The following is a 26,794-nucleotide window of genomic DNA, read 5'->3' on the forward strand; positions in this document are numbered from 1 at the left end:
AGGCCTGACGCTGCGAGTGGAGCGCGGTCGAAGCGCGTTCTACCTGGCGTTCGCGCCGGGCCGGGCCTGAGCCCGGCGCGACCCTGACCCGGCGCGGCCGGCCCGCGCCGGGTCAGTTCGGCAACGCGATCTTCTTGAGCAGATCCATCGCCTCGAGCATCTTGCCGGTGCCCAGCGCCACGCAGGACAGCGGCTCGTCGGCGACGGTGACGGGCAGGTGCGTCTCCCGCCGGAGCAGATCGTCGAGGCCGCGGAGCAAGGCGCCGCCGCCGGTGAGGACGATCCCCTTCTCCACGATGTCGGCGGCCAGCTCGGGCGGCGTGCGCTCCAGACACGTGCGCACGGTATCCACGATGGTCATCACGGATTCCCGCAGCGCCTCGCGGATCTCCTCGTCGGCGATGGCGATGGTCTTGGGGACGCCGTCGATCAGGTCGCGGCCCTTGACGTCCATCGTCCGACGCTCGCCGGCCAGGGGGACGGCCGAGCCGAGCATGATCTTGATCTCCTCGGCGCGCCGCTCACCCACGAGCAGGTTGTAGTGCTTCTTGATGTACTGGAGCACGGCTTCGTCCATCTCGTCTCCGGCGATGCGCACGGATCGGCAGAAGACCGTGCCCGACATGGAGATCACCGCGACCTCCGTGGTGCCGCCCCCGATGTCGACGATCAGGTTCCCCCCCGGCTCGTGAATGGGCAGCCCCGCGCCGATGGCGGCCGCGGTCGGCTCTTCCACCAGGTACACCTCGCGGGCGCCCGCGTGCAGCGCGGAGTCGCGGACGGCGCGTTTTTCCACCTGGGTGATCCCGGAAGGAACGCCGATGACCACGCGCGGCCGGCTCAGGCCGCGGCGGCGGCGGTGGGCCCGGCGGATGAAGTACTCGAGCATCTGCTCGGTGACGTCGAAGTCGGCGATGACGCCATCCTTTAGAGGCCGAATGGCGACGATGGTGCCGGGGGTGCGACCGAGCATCGCTTTGGCTTCGTGGCCCACGGCGACGACCGAGTGGTCGGCCTGCCGGATGGCCACGATGGACGGCTCGTTGAGCACGATCCCTTCGCCCCGCGCGAAGACGAGCGTGTTGGCCGTTCCGAGATCGATCGCCAGGTCGGTCGAGAACAGGCCGGGCAACCACTTAAACAGCATCACTCGCCTCCCCTTTGAATGAAGTTCGCGCGCGGTTCAGCAAGTTTTGCGCCAATACTACGCTCAAGTCCAGAAATACCCAACACTAAAGCGAACCCCGCGTTCCCCTCGCGGCCGACATGTCAGCCTGCTGTCTGCCGTGGTGCGGAGCTGACAGTGAGGCCTTGCCGGCGCCGCCCGAGAACACTACAGTGCGCCCGTGACATCCGCCATCGTCTCGGCTCTCCATCTGCTCGCGCTGGCCATCGGTCTGCCCGCCGTCTTCCTGCGGGGCCGGTCGCTGCGCGGTCGGCTCGATGCCGACGGCCTGCGCCGGCTCTTTGCCGCCGACGCCGCCTGGGGCATCGCCGCGCTGCTCTGGACGACCACCGGGCTGCTCCGCGCGTTCGCCGGGCTGGAGAAGGGAACGGGTTTCTATCTCGCCTCCGAGCTGTTCTGGACGAAGCTCGGCTTCTTCGGCGCGATCCTGGCTCTCGAAATCTGGCCGATGGTGAGCTTCATCCGCTGGCGCCTCGCCCTGCGGCGTGGTCGGGCTGCCGACACATCGGCCGCCGCGGCGCTCTACGTCGTGAACCACGTGGAGCTGGTGCTGGTCGTGATCATCGTGTTCGTGGCGAGCTTCATGGCTCGAGGGTTTTAAAGTCGGAGGGGACCACGAAGCAGGAACCAGGACGCTGATCGCGTGAGAGAGGGACCGGGGCGGGTGATTCCGGCGGGGCACGGGCGTGGCGAAGCCCGGGTGCCCGTGCCCTGTTCAAAGGAGCGTGGATGGGACTGGAGCAGACCCTCGACGAGACGCTGAAACGGGCCATCAAAGACCGCGATGCCAGAACCGCGGATGTCGTGCGGATGGTCAAGACCCGGCTGGCCGAGCGGCGGACGGCCAAGGGTTTCACGGGCGAGGTGGATGACGCCCTCGTGCTCGACGTCATCGGCGCCTACCGCAAGCAGCTCCAGAAGGCGCTCGCCGAGTTCGAGAAAGCGGGGGACCGGGGCGCCGGGCAGGCGGCCCAGCTCCGCTTCGAGATGGGGTTCCTGGACCGGTATCTGCCCCGGCGGCTGGACGAGGCAGACCTCCGCGCCCTGGTCAAGGAGCGCCTGGCCGCGCTCGTCATCAACGACCCCAAGCAGGCGGGCCGCCTGGTCGGCGACATCATGAAGACCCACAAGGGGCAGGTCGACGCCGCGGACGTGAAGCGGATCGCGGAGGCTCTGCTGAGCGGCGCGCCCCAGCCATGAATGGGCCGCGCACCGCCGCGGCCGTCGTCATCGGCGGGGGCGTGGTGGGCTGCTCCATCGCCTATCACCTGGCCCGTCGGGGCGTGCGCGACGTGGTCGTCCTGGAGCGGGACACGATCGGCGCCGGCACGACGAGCAAGGCCGCCGGCGGGATCCGGGCGCAGTTCCCGACGGAGACGGAGATCCGCTTCTCGCTGGAAAGCATCGCCGTCTTCGAGCGCTTCGTCGAGGAGTTCGGGATCGATCCCGGCTATCGGAAGATCGGCTATCTCTTTCTCGTCTCGGACGCCAACGACCTCGGAGGCTTTCGCGAGCGTGTCGCCCTGCAGCGCCGACTGGGTGTGGACGTTCGCGTGATCTCGCCGGCCGAGGCCCAGGCCCTCGTCCCCGCCCTTCGCGTGGATGACCTCATCGCGGCCGTGTGGGGTCCTCAAGACGGTATGGCCGGCCCGGCGGAAGTGACGGCGGGGTTCGCCCGTAGGGCCCGCGAGCTGGGGGCCCGAATCCTCGAGGGGGTCGAGGTCACCGCGGTCGAGGTCGAGCGCGGCCGGGTCGCCGCCGTTCGCACCGACACGGATCGGCTGAGCACGCCGCTGGTCATCAATGCCGCCGGCCCGGCCGCGGCGCGCGTGGCGCGCCTGGCCGGCGTTGCCGTGCCCGTCCGGCCGCGCCGCCGCCACATCTTCTTCACCGAGCCCTTCGCCGCGATCCCCGGGCCCGTGCCCCTCACCACCGATCGCGCGACCGGCTTCTACTTCCGCAAGGAGCTCGAGCAGCTCCTGCTCAGCCCGGGGGACGTCGAGGACGTGGGGGAGGATCGGACCGCGGCAGTGGACTGGGCTCGCGTCGAGGAGACCGTCGTCAAGGCCGTCCACCGCCTGCCGATCATCGAGAAGGCCCGCATCGCGGGAGGCTGGGCCGGGCTGCGTCCGCTCACCCCAGACGAGCACGCCATCATCGGCTGGGCCCCCGGGGTGGAAGGTTACTTCCTGGCCGTAGGCTTCGGGGGTCACGGCTTTCAGCACTCCCCCGCAACGGGCCTTCACGTCGCGGAATGGATCGTCGACGGGAGGCCGTCGCTGGATCTCTCCCTGTTCGATCCGGCGCGCTTCGGGTCTCCGAAAGGGGCAGGACCTGAAAGTGGCAGAGCCTGACTGTCAAGGAGCTTGACGCCTAGTTTGAGCTCCCGCCGACCCGCGAGACGGTCCCGCTGCCCACGTTCGAGACCCACACGGCACCATTGCCCACGGCCAGGCGCACCGGGCCCTTCCCCACCGGGATGGCCGGGCCGACGACGCTGTTGTTGGTGACGTCCACGCGCCAGACGCTCCCCCCCAGATAGTCGGACACCCAGATCTGACGCCCGACGGCGGCGACGCCGCTGGCGCTCTGGCCGACGGCGAAGGTCACCACCGCGTTGCGCTCCTCGTCGACCCGCGACACCGTCGCCGACTGGCTGGCGACCCAGATGCCCGTGGGACTGGCGATCACCGCGCTGGGCCCCTGGCCCACGGACACCGGCGAGCCGAGGATCCGGTTCGTGCGGGGATCGATCCGCCAGAGCAAGCTGTCCCGGAAGCCGGCGACCCACACGCCGGTCTTGCCCAGGGCGAGCCCGATGGGCTCGGCGCCGACGGGAATCGTGGCCACGACCTGCCGGGTGCGCGGGTCGATCCGGGAGACGGTCCCGCTGCCCATGTTCGTGACCCAGACGCTGCCCGCACCGACGACGATGTCCAGGGGCTCCTTGCCCACCTTGATCGCCGGCCCGCGGACCTCGTCGGTACGCAGGTCGATCGTCCACACCTCGTCGCTGCCGTTGGCGGCCACCCAGACGGCACCTTCGCCAACGGCCAGGCCGACGGGACGCACGCCGACGGCGTACCGCTTGGCCACCAGGTTCGTCTCGGGATCGATCCGGGCCACGCTGTTATTGGTGAGTTCGGCGACCCACACCCCCCGGCCGGCTGCCGCGATGCCCTGCGGATCCCCTTGCACGTCGACGGTCGCCACGACGGCCGGCCGGATCATCGGCGCGAACTGCAGGCTGGCCAGGAACGGCTCGCCCTCGCGCTCGAGCGGCGTGGCCGGTTGCCCCTGTCGCCGGCGCTCGCTGTAAGCAACGTTGACGGCGAGCGTGGGGGCGTTGGGATGCAGACAGAGCGCGTGGTGGAGCGAGAGGACGAAGACCTCGTTGGGGAACTCCGGCACTCCACGGTCCTCGGCGACCGCGTCGTAGCGCTGGCAGCCGGGGGCCGGGCCGGGCGCTGACCGGAACTCCAGGAGCCGGAAGCGCCCGCCCCGCAGCTCGGCTTCGCGGGCGCGCAGCAACTGCTGCAGCAGCTGCTCGCGGGAGGGAAAGGGCGTATCGATGTTGGCCACGGCCGCGGTCGCCCAGATCGTGGCGCCGGGCGCATCGTTGCTCCCCTGCTTCACAAAACCCGCCACACTTCGCCACATCTCGTCCTTGGGCAGGGTCGGCGCGACGTACCAGCGATCGCCCTGGGGCGGCAGGACGGAGAACCCATCGAACTGCATGCGCTGCCCGGGCTGCTGCACCGGGGTCAGGTCCGGCCCCGAGGAGCAGGCCGCGGCCAGCAGCGACAGACCGACGAGCCAGCGGAGACGAGCGGAAGTGGTCATGGCCAGACCAGATAACTGTCGAGGGGGTGAGATTGTCAACACCTCTTCTCCGTAGAGGAGCGGTGTCAGGAACTCCGACTCTCGTCTGAGCTGAACGCGCTAAATCTCGTCAGTGATCCTTACAATCCCGCCGCCCGATCGACGCGGACTCCACACAAGTAGCGGTCACCGCGTTGTTTTTCAGCGTGGCACGGCGCGTGCTGGACCGCTGCCCGCTCGTCGCCGTCAACAGACTGCTGTCGAGAGGCAGCGACTGGGGCGGCGACCAAGCTATGGGCGTCGAGAAATCACGCGCATGGCAGCTTCGGGTTCTCCCGCCCAGCGCCGGGGAGTCCGGAGCACCGGGCGAGAAAGGCTCGCCCACCCCACGGCGTCGGTAGCGCAGCGGGCCGACGACGACGCGGGAGTGGCCAATATCCGCTGGACGTCACTCATTTGGAGGACAGCATCATGAGGAGAGTACTTGCGGTACTCGTCTCGGTGCTGGTCGCCGCGTGGCCGCTCCTGCTGCCGCAGACGACCAGTGCCGGGAGCCCTTGCAGCAACAATGGCGGGAAGGTTTACGCGAGCAGCTCGGCGACCAACATCCCCATCGCCGCCGCCGTGCAGGTCCAGGACCAGGAAGTTAAGGCGAAAGCCGAGGGCAGCAACTATGCCAACGGTGGCTCCTCGGAGGCGGAGACCCTGAACGTCGCCGTTCCAGTCGCTGTGCAGTACGACTCCGGTAACGCACAAGGCGGTTACGGTGGTGGCGGCGATGGTGGTGGTGATGGCTCCGCTGCTGCCGCCGCCGCGGCCGGCGACGCCGCCGCCGCGGCCGCGGCCGCTGGCGATGCCGCCGCAGCCGCCGCAGCTGCTGGCGGCGATGGCGACGGCGGTGCGGCCGCCGCGGCCGCCGCCGCTGGGGGAGGTTACGGCGGTGACGGTGGTAATGGCTATGGTGGCGATGCGGACGGGTACGCGAAGAACAGTGTGGATGACACCACGATTATCAACGCCACCAAGTCGAGCGCTGACGGCGGCACGGCAGGCCATTATGTCAGGGCCACCGGGTCGCAGAATGCGGATGCCTACGCCGGGAACAAGGGCAACAGCGCGAGCGCCGGGGACGTCGACGTCGATGCCGGCGGGGTCAGCGGCGATCCGTGCAAGCAGATCATCAAGGACTCCGTCGGCGTCATGGCCATCAACGGCGCGAACTACTTCAAGGGCAACGTGATGCAGAACGTGAACGCCAACCTGGGCAACGCTGCCAACACGAGCGTCAACCTGGGCGAGCTGATGCCGCAGCAGGATCGCGTGGTGTTCCCGGCTTGGGGCGAGGGCCCCTATGTGCCGGATCTGAACGGCCCCGGCCAGACGCCAACCTTCAACATCAACGTGAACCCGAACACGAACCAGAACACGAACATTATCAGCTTCTAACCGCTGTCCACCCGGCTCTGGCGGCAGCGCGCTGGGCGCTGCCGCCAGGGTCTTTCCTCTCGCCGGCCGGCCGCGAGAGGCGCAGAGCGAAGAGGCGCTCGTGATGATGGTGACGAAGGCACTCGCGGTGATACTGGCGGTCGTGCTGTTTACGCCCGCCCTCGCTGGCGCTCAGCAGGGGATCAGCGGGTCGACCGGCGTGATGGGCATCTCCGGCGCCAACACGGTCCAGGGCTCCACGATGCAGGGGTCCACCTCGTCGCTCGGCAACGCGGCCAACACCGCGGCGAACGGGCTGTCCGGACAGAACGTCAACGCCAACCTCAACACGAACCAGAACACGACGGGGGTCAACATCGGAGGCATCAACTACACCGGGGGCAACGGCGAGGGCGAAGAGGGCACGGGCGGGGAGATGTCGTCAACCTTCGCCTCCCCGTCCCAGTACATCGGTTTCGGCAGCTCGACCAACTACAGCGTGAACCTGCTGCAGGTACCGGGATTCCTCGGGGTGCCTTCGAACTTCTCGCAGCCGTACAAGCCGGATCTCTGGGTGAACGGGCCGGGGCCCATCGTGCCCTCGACGCTGACCCTGGCTCAGGCGGACGAGTGCCGGGCCTCCGGCGTCGATGTCGATTGGGACGGGGGCGAGCGGGCGTCCGTGGACTCGATCGAGCTGATCTGGCCCTCGCTGGGCCAGAAGTTCCCGACCATGAGCAGCCCGGCGGCGTACCTGGGAACCAGCAAGGTGTCGTCCACCGAGAAGTACTCGTTCATGGCGACGATCTGCCAGGGGGCCTACGAGGCGATGAAGCGGGGCGCCACCAAGGGCATCGTCACCTTCGTGATCCGGCCGCGGAACCGGTCGGCCGGCATCGGCTTCGGCACCACGGGCGGCGGCTCGTGGATCCCCTCGGGCGTCACCAACACGCATCCCTACGCGCTCGCCGGGTCCCTGGGGTTCGGCACGGGCTGGGCGCGGGCCTACGCCGAGGGCGAGCTGATGATGCACATCGTGTCCCTTCGCGAGCTGAATACCGGATCGCCGAAGGCCCGGGTTGTCCCGACGGCCAGTGCTCCGGCCCCCCAGGTCGCCGACAAGCCACGGGACGATGCCGAGCGCGCGCGCGCCACCGAGCGGGCGTGGTTCGGTGCGCCCGCCTCCGAGCAGGCACAGGCTCGGACGACGCAGCCTCGGCTGGCGCCGGTGAGCGGCGCCACCTCGGAAGATTCGGCGCCGGCGGCGAGTGGCTCCGTGCAGCAGGTGGCCGAAGGCGCCCAGGTCGAGGCCGCCCGCACGCGGACCCCGGCTGACAAGGCCTGGTTCGGCGGGGCGTACACCCGCTGATCGCGGCGGCGAGGCGTTGCCAGGGCGGTCGCTGCCCCTCTGATCTCGGGCTATTCGAGAACCACGAACCCGTCGAGAAACGCGGTGAAATCGGCCCGGTACTGCTCGAAGGTCCCCGCGAACGTATAGGTGACGACCTGAACGGCCCCGCGCGGTCCCGCATAGTAGTACCCGTAGTAGACGAACGGGCCCAGCGGTCCCGTACCCTCGGATTGCAGCAGCAGGACGGGGACCCCGTTCACCACCTTCCGCTCCTCTCTGGTGATCCGGGCGTCCGAGGCTTCGCGGCGGGCGTTGTTGATCACGATCTGCTTCCAGCTGTCGGGAGGAATCTGCCTGGGCTCGGCCACGACGAGGGCCCCGGCCTGATTGCTCACGTGCGTGAGCTCGAGCTCGGCCGCCATGTTCTGCTTGGGATCGGTGAATCGCCAGCGGGCCTGGTCGATCCAGATGCCGTAGGGAACCTGCCGGCCGGCGAGCAGCATCGTGGCGCCGGGCGGCCGGGACGAGCCGATCGTGGTCGATCCGGCGGCGTCCGCGTACTTCCAGGTGCCGTTGGCTTGCAGGACCACCATTCGCCCGTCCTGAGTGATCGCCTTCAGCGTCTGAGTCGGAACCTTGCCGGCTTGAGCCCACGCCAGGCCGGCGAGCAGCCAGACGGTGAGCACCGCGGAGAGGCCGGCCGGCTTCATAGTGCGTTTCCACCAGATTCCGAGCGCCACGCCACCACTATGCACCAGCGCTGCGAGCGAGGTAAACTTTCGAGCGCGTAGAGGTACACTTTCGAGCGCGTATTTGAGGTCACGAACTATGATTCGGAGCGTTCTGGGCCTGCTACTCCTCTTGATCGTTTCCGCGAGCGCGGCGGCGCGCGACGTGGAGTCCCTCAAATCCGGGGAGGCCGAGTCCCTCAGGCCCTCGAACGAGGCGGCCGGCCGCGAAGACATCGTCGCGGCGATCGAGCGCTACACGCGGGCCATCGAGGACCGGGACCTGTCGGCCGACGAGCTGAGCGCGGCCTTCCGCAATCGCGCCGGGGTCTACCTCCGCAACGGGCAGCACGACCTGGCCATCCGCGACCTCGACGCCGCGATCCGCCTGAACCCCGGCGACCCCGGCGCCTTCAACAATCGGGGGCGCGCCTACAGCCTCCGCGGCGAATACGATCGCGCCATCGAGAACTACACGGAGGCCATCCGTCTCGACCCGAGCTTCGCCGAGGCGTACTACAATCGGGCCCTGGCCTACCGGCGCCTGGACGACCACGATCGGGCGATCCAGGACTACGACGTGGTGCTCCGGCTCAACCCCGACGACGCCAGCGCGCTGAGCAATCGTGGCAACGCCTACAGCGCCCGGAAGCAGTGGGATCCGGCGATCAAGGACTACACCGCCGCGCTCAAGCTGAAGCCGACTTTCGCCGACGCCTACTACAACCGGGGCGTAGCCTTTCGCCGGAAGGGCCAGGCCGACAAGGCTATCCAGGACTTCGACGCCGCGCTCCGGATCGACCCCAACGACGCCATGGCCCTCACCAACCGGGGCTTCGCCTACGGCCTCAAAGGCCAGCACGATCGGGCAATCCAGGACTATGACGCCGCCATCCGCCTCGACCCCGGTAACGCCGTGGCGTTCTACTATCGTGGCAACGCCTACCGCAAGAAGGGTGACAGCGACCGGGCGATCCAGGACTACGACGCCGCCATCCGGCTCGACCGGAATTACGCCTCGGCTTACAACAACCGGGGCGTCGCTCATGGCAACCGCGGCGACCTGGACCGGGCGATCGCCGACTACGACCTCGCCATCGGCCTCGATCCGACCAACGCCGTCTACCTGATCAACCGGGGACTGGCCCATAGCGGCAAGGGCGACTGGGACCGCGCGATCCCGGACTACGATGCCGCCCTCGGCCTGAACCCGCACCAGGCCGATGCCTTCCTCGAGCGCGGTTTCGCCTACATGATGCAGGGCCAGTACGACCAGGCCATCGGCGACTTCGATGCCGCGGTGGGCCTGGACGCCAAGGACGGCGCCAAGGTCTTCTCCCGTGGCCGCGTCCGCTTCTATCTCGGCCACTTCACCGCGGCCCAGCCCGACCTGGCCAAGGCGGTGGAGCTGTCCCGCAACAACCCCTTCAACCCCCTCTGGCTCTATCTGGCGCGGGTGCGCAGCGGTCAAGACCCCGAGCCGGCCCGGAACGAGCTGGCGGCCCACGCCAAGCGGCTCAACCTCCCCCGCTGGCCCGCGCCTCTCTACGCGGTGTACCTCGGCAACGCCACCCCCGCCGCGGTCCTGGCCTCGGCGGCAGATGGTGACCCGAAGCGGCACCGGGAACAGCTCTGCCAGGCGTACTTCTATCTCGGTCAGTACGCGGTGGTCCGGGAAGACTGGCAGGGGGCCCTGCGGCTGTTCAAGAGCGCGGCGGCGACGTGCTCGCCGACCACCGGGGACTACGCGAGCGCGAGGGTCGAGCTGGAGCGCCTCACCCGCTGAAGGCGGGGGCTAGGGAATCAGTCCCAGCGCCCGCGCCTCCTCTTCCGTATAGAGGCGGAGGGTGCCGCGTGCGGGCAGCCGGTCGATCAGGTTGTTGTCGATGAGGAACTGGACCGCCGGGGTCCGGAAGGGCGGTTGCTCGGCGAAGAGGAAGCAGGGAATGTAGGCTCGGTCGGTTCGCCCCGCCATGATGCTGCAGCGCCAGTCGATGTCGGCCGGGTTGATGCCGCCCGGCTTGCGGCTGGCCTCGGCGATCTCCCCGTCCTGCGCAGAGGCGATAGAAGGGATCGCAACAAGGCAAACCACGAGCCCCAGCGAAGCGACTCCAACCCCGACGAGCTGGCGGAGCTTCATGCGCGGTCAACGTATGTCCGCCCCCCGTCGAAGTCAATGTGCAGCGAGATATGTACGTTCGACACAGCCCCTGAGCGGAATCTCACCGGGAACGTGTAAGATGCCCCGACGATTTACAGGGGGGCTGCTGGACAGTCCGGCACCCGAACCCTGATCCCGCCGGGCCTCACGGGCCGGCAATGGAGGAGCTCCATGGCAGATACCATCCCCGATGTGCTGAGTCGCCGTGAGGTGCTGCGCGCCGGCGGTGTGGCCGCCGCCGGCTATTGCCTTGCCGCCGACCCGGTGCTCGCCCAGGCCATCAAGACCGACACGGCGGGGCTGCAGGCCGGCGATACCACGGTCAAGATCGGGACCTACGAGATGCCCGTGTACTACGCGCAGCCGGCAGCCGGGCCGGCGGCTCCGATCGTCCTCGTGCTCTCCGAGATCTGGGGGGTCCACGAGTACATCAAGGACACTAGCAGGCGCTTCGCCAAGGAGGGCTTCTGCGCGGTGGCGCCGGAGCTCTTCAAGCGGGAGGGCGGCGTCAGCCACCTGACGAATACCCAGGAGATCATCAAGATCGTGCTGGCCGTGCCGCGCAAGCAGCTCCTCGAGGACTGCGCAGCGGCCGTGAACTGGGCGAAGACGCGACCGAACGTGGCCAAAGCAGTGGGCGTCACGGGCTGGTGCTGGGGCGGCTCCACCGTCTACCAGGTGGCCGCCACGAATCCCGACATCAAAGCGGCGGTGGCCTGGTACGGCCCGCCGGCCCGACCGTATGTAGACACGCCGAAGCCAGTGAGCGGCTTCGATCTCGTCAAGGACATCAAGGTGCCCTTTCTCGGGCTCTACGGGGAAAACGACAAGAACCCGACACCCGAGGATGCCAGGAAGTTCGGCGAGCTTCTCAGGGGCCACAACCGCGATGTCGAGATCGTCGTCTACCCGGGCGCCGGCCACGCCTTCCACGCCGACTATCGGCCGTCGTACAATGCGGCGGCAGCCGCCGACGGCTGGAAGCGCTGCGTGGCGTTCTTCAAGAAGCACCTGAAGGCCTGAGCCGAGGTAAAGCATGTACGAGGTCTACGCGCTGAAATACGCCGAGCGGGACACCACCGCCTGCCAGTTCTTCTACCGGGAGGCCTCGCACGCGCCCATCACGCTGCACTACTTCGTCTGGCTGATCCTGGGCGGCCCCCAGCCAGTCCTCGTCGACACCGGGTTCCTGGAGGACGACGCGCGGGCGCGGGGCATCCGGAACTACGTGAGCCCGGCCGCGGTGGTGGAGCGGGCCGGGCTCAAGGCGGCCGACGTGCCCATCGCCCTCATCACTCACCTGCACTACGACCACTGGGCCGGCCACAGCCTGTTCCCCAACGCGGAGTTCTGGATCCAGCGGGAGGAGGTGGCGTTCTGGACGGGGCCGTTCGGCCGTGAGGCGGCCTTTCGCTCGTCCGCCAACGTCGATGCCCTGAGCCGCCTGGTGACCCTCAACTACGCCAACCGCGTCCGCATCATCGACGGCGACCGCACCGTGGCCCCCGGCATCACCCTGCACCGCGTCGGCGGGCACACGGCCGGGCTGCAGATCGTCTCGGTCGAAACGGCGCGCGGCCCGGTCGTCCTCACCTCCGACGCCTCGCACTTCTACCGCAATGTCGAGACGCGCCAGCCCGTCCAGATCATCACGAGCCTGCCCGAGATGCTGACTGCCTTCGAGACGATCCACACGCTGGCCGGTCCCCAGCGGCTGATCGTCGCCGGTCACGACCCCGAGGTCGCCGACCGTTTCAAAGCCGTGGAGCCGGGGATCATCAAGATCGCGTGACCCTGGACGTCGGCCGACACCGCGGCAGCGGCCGTGGTGTACAGTGAGGCGGGAGGTGCGCCGATGACGGATTCCAGGGTGACGGTGGGGCTGCTGCATCCGGGGGAGATGGGCTCGACGGTGGGCGCCACGGTCGTGGCGTCAGGCGCGCGCGTCGTGTGGGCGTCCGAGGGCCGCAGCCTGGCCACGCAGGCCCGCGCCCGGGAGACGGGGCTCGAGGACGTGCGCACACTGTCGGCCCTCGTGCAAGCCAGCCAGGTCATCCTCTCGGTCGTGCCCCCGCACGGCGCGCTCGACCTCGCTAACGCCGTCGCGGCCCTGGGGTTCCGTGGCCGCTACGTGGACGCCAACGCCGTTGCCCCCGAGACGACGCGCCAGATCGGCCGTGTCGTCGAGGCCGCCGGCGCCCGCTTCGTGGACGGCGGGATCATCGGCCCCGCCGCACGCCGGCGCGGCACGACGCGGATCTACCTGTCCGGACCGGCCGCCCCGGAGATCGCCGGGCTGTTCGCCGCCGGCCCGCTGGACGCCATCGCCCTGGACGCACCGGCCGGCGCGGCCTCGGCGGTGAAGGTAGCATACGCGGGGTGGAACAAGGGCAGCCAGGCGCTGCTGGCCGCCATTCGCGCGTTCGCCGTCGCCGAAGGCGTCGACGCGGCGGTGCTGGCCGAGTGGAAGATTTCCAAGCCCGAGGTCCCGGGGCTCTCCGAGCGGGCCTTCAGCGACAACGCCCGCAAGGCCTGGCGCTTCGTCGGGGAGATGGACGAGATCGCGGCAGCGTTGGCCCGCGTCGGTCTGCCGGCCGGCTTCCATCAGGCGGCGCACGAGATCTACCAGCGGCTGGCCATATATAAGGATACGCAGAGCCCGCCCCCGGCCGAGGAGGCCGCCGCCCGTCTCTTGCAGTCACGCCCGGCCTCCTGAGCGCGGCCAGCCAGCGCTGATCGCGCGTCTGTCACGCCCGCCGGAACGCCATTGGCGGCGGGCTCTCGTAGACGACCCGCCGTCCGCGCGGGTGCACGAAGCCCAAACGTGAGGCGTGCAGGCACAGCCGCCCGAGCGGGTCGCGCCCGCTTCCGTACGCACGGTCGCCGACGATGGGGTGCCCGCGCTCGGCCAGCTGAACGCGGATCTGACCTCGCCGCCCGGTCACCAGCGTGAGCTCGAGCAGGGTCGCGTCGCGGTAGCGGGCCAGGACACGAAAGCGGCTGATCGCCTCGGTGCCCCCGGAGCTCCCGCGGACCGAGCGCACACGCAGGCTCCGGTTCTCGCGGAGGCGCGATCGCAGCTCGCCCGCGCCCTCCCGCACGACGCCCTCCACCCGCGCCACGTAGATCCGCTCCGCCGTCCGCGCCTGGAACTGGGCCTGAAGCGCCCGCTTGGCCGCCGGAATGCGGGCGAAGACCAGCAGGCCGGACGTCTCCCGGTCGAGCCGGTGGACGACGAAGATGCGCCCCTGCCCCTGCGCCTGGACCCAATCGCGGAGCAGACGGTAGGCGGTGCGCTCCCGCTCGGTGTCGGTGGCGATCGTCAGCAGCCCGGCCGGCTTGTCGACGACGATCAGATCCGCGTCGTCGTGGACCAGCCGCAGCGGTGGCGGAAAGGCCGCGACCGGCCGGGCCAGCTCGACGCGATCGCCGGGCGCGACGCCGACATCACCGCGACGGACCACGACGCCGTTGACACGGACCCGGCCGCCGAGGAGCCACTGCTTGAGTCGGCGCCCGGAGACCTCCGGGTACAGCGCGCGAAGCCGGTCCCGCAGCGCGGCCGGCACCGGTGGCCCTCGGCGCCGCGATCAGCCGGAGACGGCGAACCGGGCCAGCGCCGCCTTATCGAACCGGAGCCCCAGCCCCGGCCGGTCGGGCACGAGGAGCTCCCCCTTGTCGAGGACCGGCCCCTCCTCGAACAGCCGCAGCGCCCAGGGCATGTACTCCACGGTGAGGCCGTTGCGGATGCCGGCCACCAGGTGCACGTGGATCTCGGGCAGGAGGTGGCTCACCACGGGAAGGTTGAAGGCCTCGGCCATCCCGGCCACCTTGAGCCACTGCGTGATGCCACCCACACGCAGCACGTCGATCATCACGATGTCGACCGAGCGCGCCTCCAGCATGTGCCGGAACGGGGTGACGCCGTACACGTACTCGCCGCCGGCCACGGGGGTGGAGAGCGCCCGGGTCACCCGCGCGAGCCCGGCATAATCGTCGTGCGTCGTCACGTCCTCCAGCCAGAAGAGGCGGACGTCCTCCAGCCGCCTGCCGATATCGATGGCCTGATGCACGCTCCAGCGCTGGTTGATGTCGCACATGAGGTCGATGCCGGGCCCGATGCTCTCCCGGACGATCCGCGCGCGCTCCACCTCGCGCTCGGGACTGGTGTCGCCGGGCAGCGCCAGCTGCATCTTCATCTGGCGGAATCCCCGCTTGACGAGGCGCGGCCCCGCCTGGGCCGCCTGCTCCGGCGCGAGATGGCGCATGAGGGCGCCGCTAGCGTACGTCGGGACGCGGTCGCGGAGGCCGCCGACCAGCCTGGCCACGGGCTGGTTGTACACCTTGCCCTTGATGTCCCACAGCGCGATGTCGATCGCGGCCAGGGCCAGCGTGAAGATTCCGCCGGGACCGGACATGCCGGCCGCCGCCCGCAGCCGATCGACGATGGCCTCGTTCCGCAGTGGGTCCTCGCCCACGATCAGCGCACCCAGCGCATCGACCGCGGTCTTGAGCGCGCCGGTGAGCGCGCCGCCGAAGAACGTGACCCCGATACCTTCGAGCCCGTCGTCCGTTCCGATGGTCAGGGCGACGAAGTCCCGCGTGGCGCCGGGGACCGCCGGCCCGTCGGCCAGCGGCTCGTCAGCCGGCAGCCGGAGAAGCTGCGAGTGAATACGCGAGATCTTCATGCCGTTGTCTCTCCTAACTGGAGGGGGCACGAGACGCGCCCCCTCCAGACCTCCCCGTTCGCGCGAGGCGCGACCACGGTCGCCCCCTCCAGACGTCCTCCACTGCAGGATTCCCCCCGCGAGAGGCCAGAGTACGCGATAATGCGCCCTGTCCGCCAGACCAGGAGGGCCATATGCCCAAGAAGCTCCTGTTCGTCGGCGCCGGGGCCATCGGAAGCTACCTCGGCGCCTTCCTCACTCGCGCCGGCCACGACGTCACCCTGATCGATCCCTGGGCCGAGCAGGTCGAGACCATCCGCCAGCGCGGCATCTCGGTCACCGGACCCCACGACCCCTTCGAGGCCCGGCCCAAGGCCGTGCACCTGAACGAGGCGGCCCGGCTGCCCCGGGATTTCGACATGGCCTTCGTGGCCATGAAGGTCTACGACACGGCGTGGGCGACCCAGCTGGCCTTGCGGCATCTGGGCCCCAATGGCTTCGTCGTCGCGTCGCAGAACTGCTGGCCCGACCCGATCGTCGCCAGCGTGGCCGGCGCCGGGCGCGCGGTGGGGCTCGTCATGTCGAAGATCGGCGTGGCCTTGTGGAAGCCGGGCCAGGTCGAGCGCGGCATGGAGAAAGGCCAGGGCCGCGGCCACGACGTCTTCCGGGTCGGCGAGCACGACGGCCGCGTGACCCCCCGGGCCAGCGAGCTTGCCGAGATGCTCTCGGTGATCGACGGCGCCCAGGTCACCGACAACCTCTGGGGGGAACGGTGGTCGAAGCTCTGCGCCAACGCCATGGGCAACCCCGTGCAGGCCATGTCGGGGCTGGGCTCGCTGGAGATCGCCTCCAGCGAGGTGGGGCGCTCGATCACCATCCATCTGGGCGCCGAGTCGGCGCGGGTGGGGCTGGCCCACGGCTATCGCGTGCCGAAGTTCAACGGCGCCCCTGCCGAGCAATGGGCGGCCGCTGACCAGCGCGAGACCTGGGAAGCGCTCGATACCATGCTGACGCCGACGTCGAGCAGCCCGCGCAACTGGCGCGCCTCGATGGCGCAGGATGTTGCGAAGGGACGCCCGACCGAGATCGATCTGATGAACGGTCACGTCGTCGCCCAGGGCCATGCCAAGGGCGTGCCGACAGCCGTGTCGGCGGCCGTGGTCGAGATGGTCCACGAGATCGAGCGGGGCGTCCGCAAGCCCGCCCCCGAGAACATCGGCCTGACGCTGCAGCGCGCCGGCCGATAGGGGGCGTTCAAGTGACTTCACTGCCGGGAGCGTGACATGCACTACACACGGATCTCCGCCGACTGCCACATCGATTTGCCCATGCTGCCGACGGACCTCTTCGCCAGGAACGCCTCGGCCGCGATGCGGGACCGCATGCCCTACGTCACCGAGGGTCCGGACGGCCCCTACTGGACCGCCAAGAACGGCGCGTCGTTCGGGCTGGTCTGCGGCGTGGGGCCGTCGGGACAGAAGCACGTGCCCGGCCAGAACTACCGGGTCGACGTGATGGCCGCCACGGGGCTCTATGAGGACGGCAAGAAGGGCATCCTGCGCCCGACGGACCCTGTGCTGCGAGCCCGGGACATGGATCGCGACGGGGTGCAGGCAGAAGTCATCTACGGCATCCTGGGGGCGGCCACCCGGCTCAACGACCACGAAGCCGCCGCCGAGATGTTCCGCATCTACAACGACTGGCTCGCCGACTTCTGCCGCGTCAACCCGGACCGTGAGATCGGCCTGGCCTGCCTGCCCTACGGCGACATCGATGCCGCCGTCGAGGAGCTTCACCGCGTGGCCCGGCTGGGGCTGCGCGGGGTCGAGCTCTCCTGCTCCTGGGACATGGAGCCCATGTGGCATCCGGTGTGGGAGCCGTTCTGGAAGGCCGTCAACGACGTGAACCTGCCGCTGCACTTCCACACCTTTCCCTCGGTCCCCCCGGGGAAGTTCGATCAGCAGAAGGGCCTCACCCGCCGGGCGGCCTTCTTCACGGGCGTCTCCGCCTTCCAGATGAACCTCATCAACATCATCGCCGCCGTCATCGGCGCCGCCGTGCTCGAGCGCTATCCCAACCTCCGCATCGCGTTCGGGGAGAGCGGCATCGGGTGGCTGCCCTACGCGCTCGACCGCATGGACTTCGAGTGGGAGGACCGCTTCCGCGATCTCGGGCTGACCATGAAGCCCAGCGACTACTGGCGGCGGCAGTGCAAGGCCACCTTCCAGTTCGATCGGATCGGCACCAAGCTGATCGAGGATATCGGCGTGGAGACGCTCATGTGGGGCTCGGACTATCCGCACCCCGACGGCATCTGGCCGGAGTCCTCCAAGTACATCGAGGAGCAGTTCGGCCACCTGCCCGCCGACGTCATCCGCAAGATCACCTGCGAGAACGCGGGGCGCTTCTACGGCCTGATCCGCTGATGGAGGGGGGCTCGCGCCCCCCTTCGACTCAGAAGGCCCAGCCGATGGCGAGCAGGTAGCGGAGGTCCTCCTTCTCGGCTCCGGGCGCGGGCTCCGAATCGTAGCGGCCCTCGATCTTCGCCTCGGCGAAGAAGCCCTGGAAGATCGTGGTCCGCATGCCGACGTCCCCATTGAGGTTGTAATCCCCGAAGGGGTCGTCGAACGCGGGCAGCCATTCCAGGTTGTGGAACAGCAGGACGCCCTTGTAGGGCGTCCAGTCCACGTGGTAGGCGAACCGCGCCGCGAAGTGATCGTCGCTGCCCGCGTTACGGAAATCCTCGTAGACCCAGGCCAGGCCCGCCTCGGTAGACAGGTTGAACGTCGGCCTCTCGTACCACTGATAGCCGACGCCCACGCTGGGAGTGAAACGCAGGTCGAGGTCGGCGATCCGGTCCCGCTCGGCCCGCACGGCCCCGTAGAGGTAGAGCTTCTGGGACAGGAAATAGTCGTACTTGGCGACGCCGAAGATGTTGTCGACCGTCGTCGACTCCTCGCCGGTGTCCGGGTCCTCCTGGCGCCCGAAGGCGTAGCCGGCCCCCAGCGTGATGCGGTCCTGCTCGGCCCGGCGCACGGCGTTCAGAGAGAAGCCGATGTTCGTGGACTCGGCGTTGCCGCTGGTCTTCATGCCGGTGAAGCTGAGGCCCCCCGTCCACTTCACGGGGGGAGGGTTGATCTGGCCGATGTCGCTGAGGGCCACGGTCTGAGGGGCCCCGCCGGCGATGGGCACGACCTGCACGGCGCCGTCGGGGCCGGCCGTCACCCGCGAGCGCAGGGTCGTCTCGCCGGTTCTCACGACGACGGGCTCGGTGGTAGAGAAGGTCTTGACCTTGGCGAGGTCCACAATGACGTCGCCCGCCGCCTCGGTCTTGATCGTGAGCTTGCCACCGGCGGCGCCGACGATGGTGCCGGTGAGGCGGTCGCCGTTCAGGAGCAGGACCTCGTCGGCGGCGGCGCCGCCGACGAGGACCAGGCACAGCCCGAGGGCTCCCGCGAGTGGGCGCCACAATGAGGTGGCCATGGGCGATTTCTCCTAGTTCGCGCGGCCGATGGTCTTGTGCAGCTCGGCCAGCGGCACCATGCGCCCGTGGATGGGCAGGATTTGATCCACGCTCAATCCGAGCTTCGTGATGTTGTCCGCAAGGTTGACGGTGTTCGGGTTCACGACCGCGGGTGGCGGCGCGTTGGGCGGGGCCGGCGAGAAGGCGTCGGCCTCGATCAGGAGCTTCTCCTTGGGCAGGTACACCATCAGCAGACCATCCTCGTGGAGATTCCCAGCGATGTGATGGATCTCCACCGTCCGCGTCCCGTCGGTCAGCATCCGCTTGTCGCGGACGCCCTCCACCTTGGCTTTCCGTCCCGATTTCGCGAGGTGATCGGGGCTCACCGTGGCCGGCGCGGCCAGGACCCGCTCGAAATAGGCCCGGCTGCTCTCGTGCGTGATGAGCGTCGCGCCCTCGCCGACTGCCGCCCGTACACCGCCGGAATGATCGAAGTGGTGGTGGCTGGCGATGACGTACCGGACCGGCTTGTTCGGCACGAGCTTGCGGGCCTCGGCGACCACGGCCAGGGCGCGAGCGTCGTTGAGCGGGGCCTCGACCAGGATCAGGTGGTCGCGCATCTCGAGGACCACGCTGTGATGGCTGCCGCCGGTCAGGTACCAGATTCCGTCGGCCACTTGCTGCGTCGTCACCTTCGCGTAGGGGTTGGTCGCCTGCCGAACGGGGTCCGGCACGTCGATGTCCACGCGGGCGTTGGGCCGCACGTCGTCTACCGTCAGATCGAGCGAGGGAAATTTTCCGGCTGACTGCCGGATGCGCATCGGGAACTTGATCCCGCCGAAATCGCGATAGTCGGCATAGCTGACCTCGAACGGCATGTCGCCGAGCACCGGGCTGGAGAACACCGCCTCGACCCTCTGGACCAGGTTCCCGCTATCGAGGGACGCTCTGGCCTTGAGCTTCCCGGGGACGGTGAACGCGATCGTCCGCCCCTGGACAGTGGCTTTGTTGGCCATGGCGGCCTTGATCACGCCGTGCGGGCTGGTCCACAACTGCAGCTGCAATTCGGCCAGGTACCGGGGCCCGGGCACCGGCCCGGCCGGGGCCAGCGTCCAGGCGTGCTCGCCGCTCAGCAGGAACGTCTGGCGGGCCTCACCCATGGCCGGGAGACCGCCGCCCCGCGGCTGGGGGTCGGCCCGCGACAGGACCTGCTCCTGTCGCAGCGAGCCGGTCTCGTAGTTCATCGACCGGGTGTAGCTCTTGAGATTGAAGCGCGGCCAGGACGCCCCGGCCACCGGGCTCTGCCCGACCGCGAAGCTGGCACCACTTCCGGTGAACTCGATGGAGTTCAGCGTGGAGGCGCCCATCGCCCTGGCTGCGCGCTCCAGCGTAGCTTGCCCATCCTGAGCGTGACCGATCGCCGGACACAGGAGCAGGGTCACCACCGCGAACGACACGAGCATCGTACGCATAGCCTCCTCCGGGTGAAAACGCAGAGCCTACTGGATCTGCGTGTGGACGAAGTCGATGATCTTCTCGATGGCCCGGGCAGCGGCGGGCGACTTGGGATTCCTGTTGATGAAGGCCTGGCCCTCGCCCTCGAACAGCTCGAGGTCGACCTGCCCGCCGGCCTTGCCGTACAGCGACACGAAGCGATCGAGGTCCGGGCGGGGATGGGCGACGTCGTTGGCGCCCTGCAGATAGAGCACGGGCGGCAGCTCGACCCGCTCCCCCCGCTCGAGCGCCAGGACCGGATTGCCCTCGGCCATCGCCTCTTCGCCCTGCCAGTACTGGTCGTGGCAGGGGAGCACCGAGTCCACGACGTCGGGATACGGCGGACCCGCCGCCTTCAGCTTCTTGGCATACCGGTAACGGCTCAGCGGGTCGATGACGGGCCAGCACAGGACGACGGCGCGCAGGCTGGCGTCCACGGCCGGCCCCCCGCCCGGCAGCGGCAGGGCGGAATAGCGCGCATCGCCCGGGCGCATGGCCAGCAGCATGGCCTGATGCCCACCACTGGACACGCCCAGCGCCCCCACCAGGTCGGGTCGACTGCCCCACTGGGCGGCCCGGGTCTTGGCCCAGCGAATGGCGTAATTGACGTCCGCCACCGACGCGGGGTACGGAGCCTGGGGCGGCATGCGGAAGTCCAGCGCGGCGACCACGACGCCGCTCCGGGCCAGCGCCTCGTTGATGGCGACGTCGTTCGTGCGGTCGCCCCGGCACCAGGCGCCGCCGTGCAGCTCGACGATCAGGGGAAACGGCCCGGTGCCGCGCGGCCTGAAGAGCCGCGCCAGCAGCGGAGTGTCGGCGTGGCGGATGTACTCGACGTCCTCGACGTCCACGGCGTACGTCGTCGCAGTGCTCGCTCTCATGCGTTCCTCCCTCAGGCCTTCTCGGCGACCGCCTGGCCCACGGCGATGCGCTCCTCTTGCAGATTGCGGATCATGTTCTCGAGCTTGACTCTCGCGGTGCTGCCCATCAACAGGTGAAACCCCAGGGGCGGCGGCCCCGATTGCTTCAGCCGGTCCATCACGGCCAGGAACCAGTCCAGCGATTGTCGGGTCTTGTCTTCCCAGTCGACGACGCGGAGCCGCGCCTGCTCGAGGATCTCGCGGACGGCGGCCGGCTTGGCCAGAAAGCTGATCGAGCGCTCGTCGGCCCAGGGGACGGGCACGTGCACCGGTCCGCCCTCGCCCTGGAAGATGTCGTGGAAGACCAGACGGCCGCGAGGGACGAGCACGCGGGCGAGCTCCCCGTAGAAGGCGCGCTTGTCCGCGATGTTCATCTGGGCGTGCTCGGTCCACACCAGTTCGAAGCTGCCCTCGGCGAACGGCACCTCCAGCGCGCTGCCCTGGCGGAAGTCGACCGCGTCCCCGAGCTTGACCAGCTCGGCCAGCGCCCGGGCGGCCTCGACATACTCCTGCGTCAAGTCGATGCCGGTGCCCGAGCATCCCCGCTCGGCGGCGAGATAGCGAAGGGAGCCCCCGAGCCCGCTGCCGACGTCCAGCACGCGCAGCCCGGGCCTCACGCCGGCCCGATCGGCGAGCTCCACCGTGGCCTCGCGGCCGCGGATGTGGAACTCGTCGACCGGCGCCAGGTCCACCGGCTGGAGGTGCGCCAGGTCCTTCCCCAGCCCCCGCAGTCCGGCCAGGATGGCGTCGAGAATCCCTCCGCGCCCGTAGTGGCGCTCGACGGCGTCCACCGTCATGCGGGCCGGGCGGCCCGGACCAGTGCCAGATCCTCTTCGAGCGTGTCCGTGGCGGTGATCGCCCGGACCACGACTTCGTCGATCACGCCCCGCCAGGCGCTCAGCGCCGGCGCTACCGCTTCCGGACGCTGCACGGCGATGGCCGTGTCCACCGGCTTCACGCCCATGCGTGCGAAGTGCGCCGCGTAGGCGGGAATCGCCCCGTAGCGGCCGCCCTCCTCGGCCAGCCGGCTGCCGGCGGCGGCGCCGATGGCGACCCGGACATAGGCGAACAGCTTCGGCGGCGCACGCCGCGCCGTGGCGGCGCCGGCCTGCACCCACTCGGCGGACCGGCGCGCGTACTCGGGCGTGAGCCAGTTGAAAAGCACGCCATCGGCCACTTCCCCGGCCAGGCGGCACATCTGCGGTCCCAGCGCCGCCACCACGAGGCGCGACGGCAGGTGCGCCCGCAGGGCGGCGATGCCCGAGCGCACGCGGGCCAGGGAACCCGGATTGGGGCTGCCCACCCCGAGGAGCAGGCGATCCGGCGGCAGCGCGTTGGCGCGCACGCCCTCGACGATGCTCTCGGGGGGACGGGTGTGCAGCGGGATCACTCCGACGCCCAGCTCGATCCGCCGGGTCTGTGCGGCCGCCTGGGCCAGCGCGGCGAGCCCGTCCGTCTTGCCGGGGTGGTTCACCCAGAAGGATGTGTACCCGAGCGCTTCCGCCTCGGCGGCGCAGGCCCGAATCAGGTCAGGGGCCGCCCCGGCGAACAATGCGAATCCCTGTGCCATCGGCGTCTCCTCGATCAGGCCGTCGGACGCGGCTTGAGGGTTGCGACGTCTTGCGGTGACAGGTGGGGAACGGTCTCGCCCGTATCGGAGAACGTTCGGGTGACGTCGGTGCGGTTGTAGACCCAGAGGATCGCCATCGGCCCCGGCCCCACGTTGACGAAGCGGTGATGGCTGCCCTCGGGAATGAACGCAGTGTCCCAGGCCTTCAGCCGCTCGTGCTTGCCGTCGATCTCTACCTCCGCGTCCCCTTCGAGCACGGTCGTCTGCTCGTCGCAGTTGTGGGTATGCAGCGGGATGCCCGTCCCCGGGGGAAACCGGGTCACGCCGCTGGTGATCCGGGCGCCGATCTCTTTACAGGAGAACACGACGGTCTGAATGCCCTTGCCCCGCTCGAAAACGGGCAGGACGGCGAAGCGCAACAAGCTCGGCTCGGCCATGAGCGACCCCTCCCGACGGCTGGTTGCCGGGTAGTATACAAAGGACTCGAGACAACGGGGTGGGGAGCGACCATGGCTGACAGGGTGACGGTAGTCCTCGGAACGGCGACGCCCGGCGGCGGCTTTCCGGTCTACGGCCAGGCCGTCGCGGAAACGATCAACGAGGCCGACGCCTCACTGCTCGTGCAGACGCGCAACACGAAGGGCAGCACGGAGAACGTGCCGTTGCTGGAGGCCGGACAGCTCGACCTCGGTCTGGTCACCGGCGAGGTGGCTCACGAGGCCGTGACCGGAGTCGGCCGACCCGCGGCCAACCTCCGCATCCTCACCGTCATGTACTCGACGGCGGGCATGTTCGTGGCGCGCGGCGATACGACCGACCGGCGCATCGAGGACTTGAAGGGCCGGCCCGTGGCCTTCGGGGCCAGCGGCTCGGGTCTGGTCGTCCTCGCGCGCTACGTGCTGGACGGCCTCGGGCTCGACATGAACCGGGACTTCAAGGCGGTCTTCCTGGACAAGGCGGGCGAGGGGCCGGCCATGGTCATGGACGGCCGGGTGGCCGCGCTCTGGGGCGGCGGCACCGGCTGGCCGGGGTTCGCCGCCGTGGCGCGGGGCCCGGCCGGCGCGCGCTTCATCGCCCCCGATGCCGAGGCCATCCGGCGCATCCAGGCCCGGCACCCGTTTCTCGAGACCCTGACCGTCCCCGCCGCATCGTATCCCGGGCAGGACGCGCCGATCGTCTCGGTGGGGTCGTGGAGCCTGATCCTGATCCGGCCGGAGATCGCCGATGATGTGGCGTATCGCCTCGCCCGGGCGCTGCATCGCGGCGAGGCCGCGCTGGGCCAGCGGCTGGCCCAGGCCCGCGAGACGACCGCCGCCAACACGGCCGCCGCAGCCCGCCCGGAGCTGATCCACCCGGGGGCGCTGCGCTATTTGCGCGAGATCGGGCTGGTTCGCTGATAAGCGTCGGACATCGGGAGGGAGGAGACTCGTGAAAGCAGCAGCCGTCGTGGCGGAGATCCTCAAGCGCGAAGGCGTGCAGTGCCTGATCGGCTATCCCGTCAACCACATCATCGAGGCGGCCGCCGAGGCCGACATCCGCACGATCATCGTGCGCCAGGAGCGGATCGGCCTGCACATGTGCGACGCGATGAGCCGGGTGACGTCCGGCGAGCGCATCGGGGTGTTCGCCAATCAGCACGGGCCGGGCACGGAAAACTCGTTCGGCGGCGTCGCCCAGGCCTTCGGAGACTCCGTGCCCATCGTGGTGCTGCCGGGCGGCTATCCGCGGCGGATCCTCAACATCCCGCCCAACTTCAGCTCGTTCCTCAACTACCAGCACGTCACCAAGTGGGCCGAGCAGGTGGTCCTGCCCGAGAACGTGCCCGAGGCCATGCGGCGGGCGTTTACCCAGGTGAAGAACGGTCGCCCACGGCCGGTGCTCGTGGAGTTCCCCGTCGATATCTTGCAATCCGAGGTGCCGGACGGCTGGAGCTACACGCCGGCGCCCCGACTCCGCGTGGCTCCCGAGCCCCGCGCCGTCGCTGCCGTGGCGGCGGCCCTGGTGGACGCCGAGCGGCCCGTCATCTACGCGGGCCAGGGCGTGCACTACGCCAAAGCCTGGCCGGAGCTGCGCGAGCTGGCCGAGCTGCTGGAGGCGCCGGTGACCACGAGCCTGCAGGGCAAGAGCGCGTTCCCGGAGAACCATCCCCTCGCGCTGGGCTCGGGGGGCCGCTCGATCTCCGCACAGCTCCACCACTTCCTCAACGAGGCCGATCTCATCTTCGGCATCGGCTGCAGCTTCTCGACCACGAACTACGGGGTGGCCATGCCCAAGGGCAAGCGGATCGTTCACGCCACCCTCGACCCCGCCGATATCAACAAGGACGTGCCGGCGGCCCTCGCCCTCGTCGGCGACGCCGGCCTCACCCTGCAGGCGCTCATCGCCGAGGTCCGTGATCGGCTGGGCGGCCGCGCCCGTGGCCGCGCCGCCGCCGTCGCCGCCGAGATCGCGCAGATCAAGCGGGAGTGGCTGGCCCGCTGGATGCCGCGGCTCACTGCCAAGTCGATCCCGCTCTCGCCGTACCGCGTGCTGTGGGACCTGATGCACACCGTCGACGTGACCAACACGATCATCACGCACGACGCCGGCAGCCCGCGCGACCAGATCTCGCCGTTCTGGGAGTCGCTGGCGCCCCTCACCTACATCGGCTGGGGGAAGACGACCCAGCTCGGCACCGGGCTGGGCTACGCCATGGGAGCCAAGCTGGCCTGTCCCGATAAGCTCTGCGTCAACGTGTGGGGCGACGCCGCCATCGGCTTCACGGGCATGGATTTCGAGACGGCGGTGCGGGAGCGGATTCCCATCCTGTCGGTGCTCCTCAACAACTTCTCGATGGCCATCGAGCTCAAGGTCATGCCGGTGGCCACCGACAAGTACCGCTCGACGGACATCAGCGGCCACTACGCCGATTTTGCCCGCGCCCTGGGCGGATGGGGCGAACGCGTGACCGAGCCCGACGAGATCGTGCCGGCCATCCGGCGCGCGGTGGCCAAGACGCGAGAGGGCACGCCGGCCCTGCTGGAGTTCATCACCGAGAAGGCCACCGACTTCTCGATCTTCTGAGCCCGCCAGGCGCGCCAGATCCGGCTCACCGCCGTCTGGCTGAGCCGGCACCGGCGGGCGACGCTCCGGGTGCTCGGGGGCCTGGCCCCCGGGGCCCCGGCCGACAGCAGGCGTACGACGCGCGCGGCCTGCGCATCGGTGATTCGCCGGGGCGCGCCCGGGCGAGGCGCGTCCTGTAGTCCGCCCAGCCGCTGACCGATGAACCGGCGGCGCCAGCGGCCCACCGTCTGTCTCGTCACCCCGGCGGCGACGGCGATGGCGGCGTTCGACTGGCCCGCGGCACAGGCCAGCACGATCCGCGCCCGCCGGGCCAGGGCCGGGGCGCTCTTGTGCCGGCGCGCCCACCGCTTCAGGGCGTTGCCTTCCTTTACAGTCAGGACCACGAGCGGCGTCGGTCGGCCCGCGGGCATCGGCATCCCCCCTGCTCTGCTCACCAACCGCCCGGGGCGCGCATTTGTTCCACGATCTCCGACTCGCTGTGACGCGACTTGTGACTCATTCTTTACGCGGCCGCGATCGGAGACTTGACACCGCGACCTCATCCCGGCGACGACTCCGCACCAATCGATCCAACGATATCTGGCGCGGCGTTCGCGCGCGACGTACAACAAGATTCGCAGTCATCCTGGACCGGGGAGCCGTAGATGAGTTCCCGCGAACTCTCGCTGCACGAGGCGGTGAGCGCCTTCAAGCGCAACCTGGTCCGCGCGGCGCTGGCCGCCCACGACGGCAACCGCAGTCGCGCGGCCGCTGCCCTGAAGATCGAGCGCACCTCGCTCCTCCGGCTGATCCGCGAGCTCGGCATCGCCGATGTGCCCGATGGTCAGCGCGGACGCCCGCCGGCCGCGAAAAATGTGCCGCAGATGTCACATTGAAGGACGCGGCCCAGGCCGCTAGAGTCGCGCGCCACGGGCTGGTCTCGATGAGCGATCGACGCTCGGGCC

26 protein-coding genes are annotated in these 26,794 nt (G+C 69.6%); 14 read left to right on the plus strand and 12 right to left on the minus strand.

Features of this window, described 5'->3' with window-relative positions:
• Nucleotides 1–112 precede the first annotated feature (112 nt).
• Nucleotides 113–1,147, minus strand: a complete 1,035-nt coding sequence (locus VFR64_04510; GenBank protein HET9489002.1) for a rod shape-determining protein — start codon at nucleotides 1,145–1,147, stop codon at nucleotides 113–115.
• Between the two features lie 199 nt (nucleotides 1,148–1,346).
• Between VFR64_04510 and VFR64_04515 the strand changes: the two genes are divergently transcribed.
• The 3 genes from VFR64_04515 (at nucleotide 1,347) to VFR64_04525 (ending at nucleotide 3,540) form a co-directional block, all read left to right on the plus strand.
• Nucleotides 1,347–1,787 (plus strand): DUF2214 family protein, encoded by a 441-nt coding sequence (locus VFR64_04515; protein ID HET9489003.1) that lies wholly within the window; start codon nucleotides 1,347–1,349, stop codon nucleotides 1,785–1,787.
• A 128-nt stretch (nucleotides 1,788–1,915) separates the two neighbouring features.
• Nucleotides 1,916–2,386, plus strand: a complete 471-nt coding sequence (locus VFR64_04520) for a GatB/YqeY domain-containing protein (GenBank protein ID HET9489004.1) — start codon at nucleotides 1,916–1,918, stop codon at nucleotides 2,384–2,386.
• Nucleotides 2,383–3,540, plus strand: a complete 1,158-nt coding sequence (locus VFR64_04525) for an FAD-binding oxidoreductase (GenBank protein HET9489005.1) — start codon at nucleotides 2,383–2,385, stop codon at nucleotides 3,538–3,540. Before VFR64_04520 ends, VFR64_04525 begins: the two co-directional genes overlap by 4 nt.
• A gap of 19 nt (nucleotides 3,541–3,559) precedes the next feature.
• On the opposite strand, the gene VFR64_04530 is transcribed toward VFR64_04525, so the two are convergent.
• Nucleotides 3,560–5,029 carry a YncE family protein gene (locus tag VFR64_04530; GenBank protein ID HET9489006.1) on the minus strand — a complete coding sequence of 490 codons (1,470 nt, stop codon included), beginning with the start codon at nucleotides 5,027–5,029 and terminating at the stop codon, nucleotides 3,560–3,562.
• Between the two features lie 450 nt (nucleotides 5,030–5,479).
• Here VFR64_04530 and VFR64_04535 point away from each other — a divergent pair, with 450 nt between their 5' ends.
• Entirely contained in the window at nucleotides 5,480–6,454 is a 975-nt protein-coding gene (locus tag VFR64_04535) for a hypothetical protein (GenBank protein ID HET9489007.1), read from the plus strand.
• A 103-nt stretch (nucleotides 6,455–6,557) separates the two neighbouring features.
• The gene (locus VFR64_04540; protein HET9489008.1) at nucleotides 6,558–7,802 is read left to right on the plus strand and encodes a hypothetical protein; all 1,245 of its coding nucleotides are present in this window, start codon (nucleotides 6,558–6,560) and stop codon (nucleotides 7,800–7,802) included.
• Between the two features lie 50 nt (nucleotides 7,803–7,852).
• Here the strand turns inward: VFR64_04540 and VFR64_04545 are convergent, their stop codons facing one another.
• Entirely contained in the window at nucleotides 7,853–8,494 is a 642-nt protein-coding gene (locus tag VFR64_04545; GenBank protein ID HET9489009.1) for a hypothetical protein, read from the minus strand.
• A gap of 118 nt (nucleotides 8,495–8,612) precedes the next feature.
• Between VFR64_04545 and VFR64_04550 the strand changes: the two genes are divergently transcribed.
• Nucleotides 8,613–10,298 (plus strand): tetratricopeptide repeat protein, encoded by a 1,686-nt coding sequence (locus VFR64_04550; protein ID HET9489010.1) that lies wholly within the window; start codon nucleotides 8,613–8,615, stop codon nucleotides 10,296–10,298.
• A gap of 9 nt (nucleotides 10,299–10,307) precedes the next feature.
• Here VFR64_04550 and VFR64_04555 read toward each other — a convergent pair whose 3' ends face one another.
• A complete protein-coding gene (locus VFR64_04555) occupies nucleotides 10,308–10,652 on the minus strand; it encodes a hypothetical protein (GenBank protein HET9489011.1) in 345 nt (114 codons plus the stop codon).
• A 192-nt stretch (nucleotides 10,653–10,844) separates the two neighbouring features.
• On the opposite strand from VFR64_04555, the gene VFR64_04560 reads away from it, so the two are divergent.
• The 3 genes from VFR64_04560 (at nucleotide 10,845) to VFR64_04570 (ending at nucleotide 13,389) form a co-directional block, all read left to right on the plus strand.
• Nucleotides 10,845–11,696, plus strand: coding sequence for a dienelactone hydrolase family protein (locus tag VFR64_04560; GenBank protein ID HET9489012.1), 852 nt, complete (start codon nucleotides 10,845–10,847; stop codon nucleotides 11,694–11,696).
• Nucleotides 11,697–11,709: 13 nt separating this feature from the next.
• Entirely contained in the window at nucleotides 11,710–12,465 is a 756-nt protein-coding gene (locus VFR64_04565) for an N-acyl homoserine lactonase family protein (GenBank protein ID HET9489013.1), read from the plus strand.
• Between the two features lie 63 nt (nucleotides 12,466–12,528).
• A complete protein-coding gene (locus VFR64_04570; GenBank protein HET9489014.1) occupies nucleotides 12,529–13,389 on the plus strand; it encodes a DUF1932 domain-containing protein in 861 nt (286 codons plus the stop codon).
• Between the two features lie 31 nt (nucleotides 13,390–13,420).
• Here the strand turns inward: VFR64_04570 and VFR64_04575 are convergent, their stop codons facing one another.
• On the minus strand, nucleotides 13,421–14,242 hold the full coding sequence (locus tag VFR64_04575; GenBank protein ID HET9489015.1) for an RNA pseudouridine synthase: 822 nt from the start codon (nucleotides 14,240–14,242) through the stop codon (nucleotides 13,421–13,423).
• A gap of 21 nt (nucleotides 14,243–14,263) precedes the next feature.
• Entirely contained in the window at nucleotides 14,264–15,361 is a 1,098-nt protein-coding gene (locus VFR64_04580; protein ID HET9489016.1) for a mandelate racemase/muconate lactonizing enzyme family protein, read from the minus strand.
• A gap of 173 nt (nucleotides 15,362–15,534) precedes the next feature.
• On the opposite strand from VFR64_04580, the gene VFR64_04585 reads away from it, so the two are divergent.
• Complete coding sequence (locus tag VFR64_04585; GenBank protein HET9489017.1) at nucleotides 15,535–16,587, plus strand: 2-dehydropantoate 2-reductase; 1,053 nt, start codon at nucleotides 15,535–15,537, stop codon at nucleotides 16,585–16,587.
• Nucleotides 16,588–16,623: 36 nt separating this feature from the next.
• Complete coding sequence (locus tag VFR64_04590) at nucleotides 16,624–17,766, plus strand: amidohydrolase family protein (protein ID HET9489018.1); 1,143 nt, start codon at nucleotides 16,624–16,626, stop codon at nucleotides 17,764–17,766.
• A 28-nt stretch (nucleotides 17,767–17,794) separates the two neighbouring features.
• Here VFR64_04590 and VFR64_04595 read toward each other — a convergent pair whose 3' ends face one another.
• From VFR64_04595 to VFR64_04620, 6 genes are read right to left on the minus strand one after another with little or no spacing between them, the layout of a single operon-like run.
• Nucleotides 17,795–18,823, minus strand: a complete 1,029-nt coding sequence (locus tag VFR64_04595) for a DUF481 domain-containing protein (GenBank protein ID HET9489019.1) — start codon at nucleotides 18,821–18,823, stop codon at nucleotides 17,795–17,797.
• A 12-nt stretch (nucleotides 18,824–18,835) separates the two neighbouring features.
• Nucleotides 18,836–20,275, minus strand: coding sequence for an MBL fold metallo-hydrolase (locus VFR64_04600; protein HET9489020.1), 1,440 nt, complete (start codon nucleotides 20,273–20,275; stop codon nucleotides 18,836–18,838).
• Nucleotides 20,276–20,302: 27 nt separating this feature from the next.
• Nucleotides 20,303–21,178 (minus strand): alpha/beta hydrolase, encoded by an 876-nt coding sequence (locus VFR64_04605; protein ID HET9489021.1) that lies wholly within the window; start codon nucleotides 21,176–21,178, stop codon nucleotides 20,303–20,305.
• An 11-nt stretch (nucleotides 21,179–21,189) separates the two neighbouring features.
• Complete coding sequence (locus tag VFR64_04610; GenBank protein ID HET9489022.1) at nucleotides 21,190–22,014, minus strand: methyltransferase domain-containing protein; 825 nt, start codon at nucleotides 22,012–22,014, stop codon at nucleotides 21,190–21,192.
• Nucleotides 22,011–22,787: an LLM class flavin-dependent oxidoreductase gene (locus tag VFR64_04615; GenBank protein HET9489023.1), complete on the minus strand. Its 777-nt coding sequence runs from the start codon at nucleotides 22,785–22,787 to the stop codon at nucleotides 22,011–22,013. The genes VFR64_04610 and VFR64_04615 overlap by 4 nt, the downstream gene beginning before the upstream one ends.
• A 14-nt stretch (nucleotides 22,788–22,801) precedes the next feature.
• Nucleotides 22,802–23,224: a cupin domain-containing protein gene (locus VFR64_04620; GenBank protein HET9489024.1), complete on the minus strand. Its 423-nt coding sequence runs from the start codon at nucleotides 23,222–23,224 to the stop codon at nucleotides 22,802–22,804.
• Here VFR64_04620 and VFR64_04625 point away from each other — a divergent pair.
• The 3 genes from VFR64_04625 (at nucleotide 23,159) to VFR64_04635 (ending at nucleotide 26,725) form a co-directional block, all read left to right on the plus strand.
• Complete coding sequence (locus tag VFR64_04625; GenBank protein HET9489025.1) at nucleotides 23,159–24,184, plus strand: TAXI family TRAP transporter solute-binding subunit; 1,026 nt, start codon at nucleotides 23,159–23,161, stop codon at nucleotides 24,182–24,184. The genes VFR64_04620 and VFR64_04625 overlap by 66 nt on opposite strands.
• 31 nt (nucleotides 24,185–24,215) lie before the next feature.
• Nucleotides 24,216–25,850, plus strand: a complete 1,635-nt coding sequence (locus VFR64_04630; protein HET9489026.1) for a thiamine pyrophosphate-requiring protein — start codon at nucleotides 24,216–24,218, stop codon at nucleotides 25,848–25,850.
• Between the two features lie 644 nt (nucleotides 25,851–26,494).
• Complete coding sequence (locus VFR64_04635; GenBank protein HET9489027.1) at nucleotides 26,495–26,725, plus strand: helix-turn-helix domain-containing protein; 231 nt, start codon at nucleotides 26,495–26,497, stop codon at nucleotides 26,723–26,725.
• Nucleotides 26,726–26,794 lie beyond the last annotated feature (69 nt).

Source organism: Candidatus Methylomirabilota bacterium (assembly GCA_035709005.1).
Lineage (GTDB): Bacteria > Methylomirabilota > Methylomirabilia > Rokubacteriales > CSP1-6 > 40CM-4-69-5.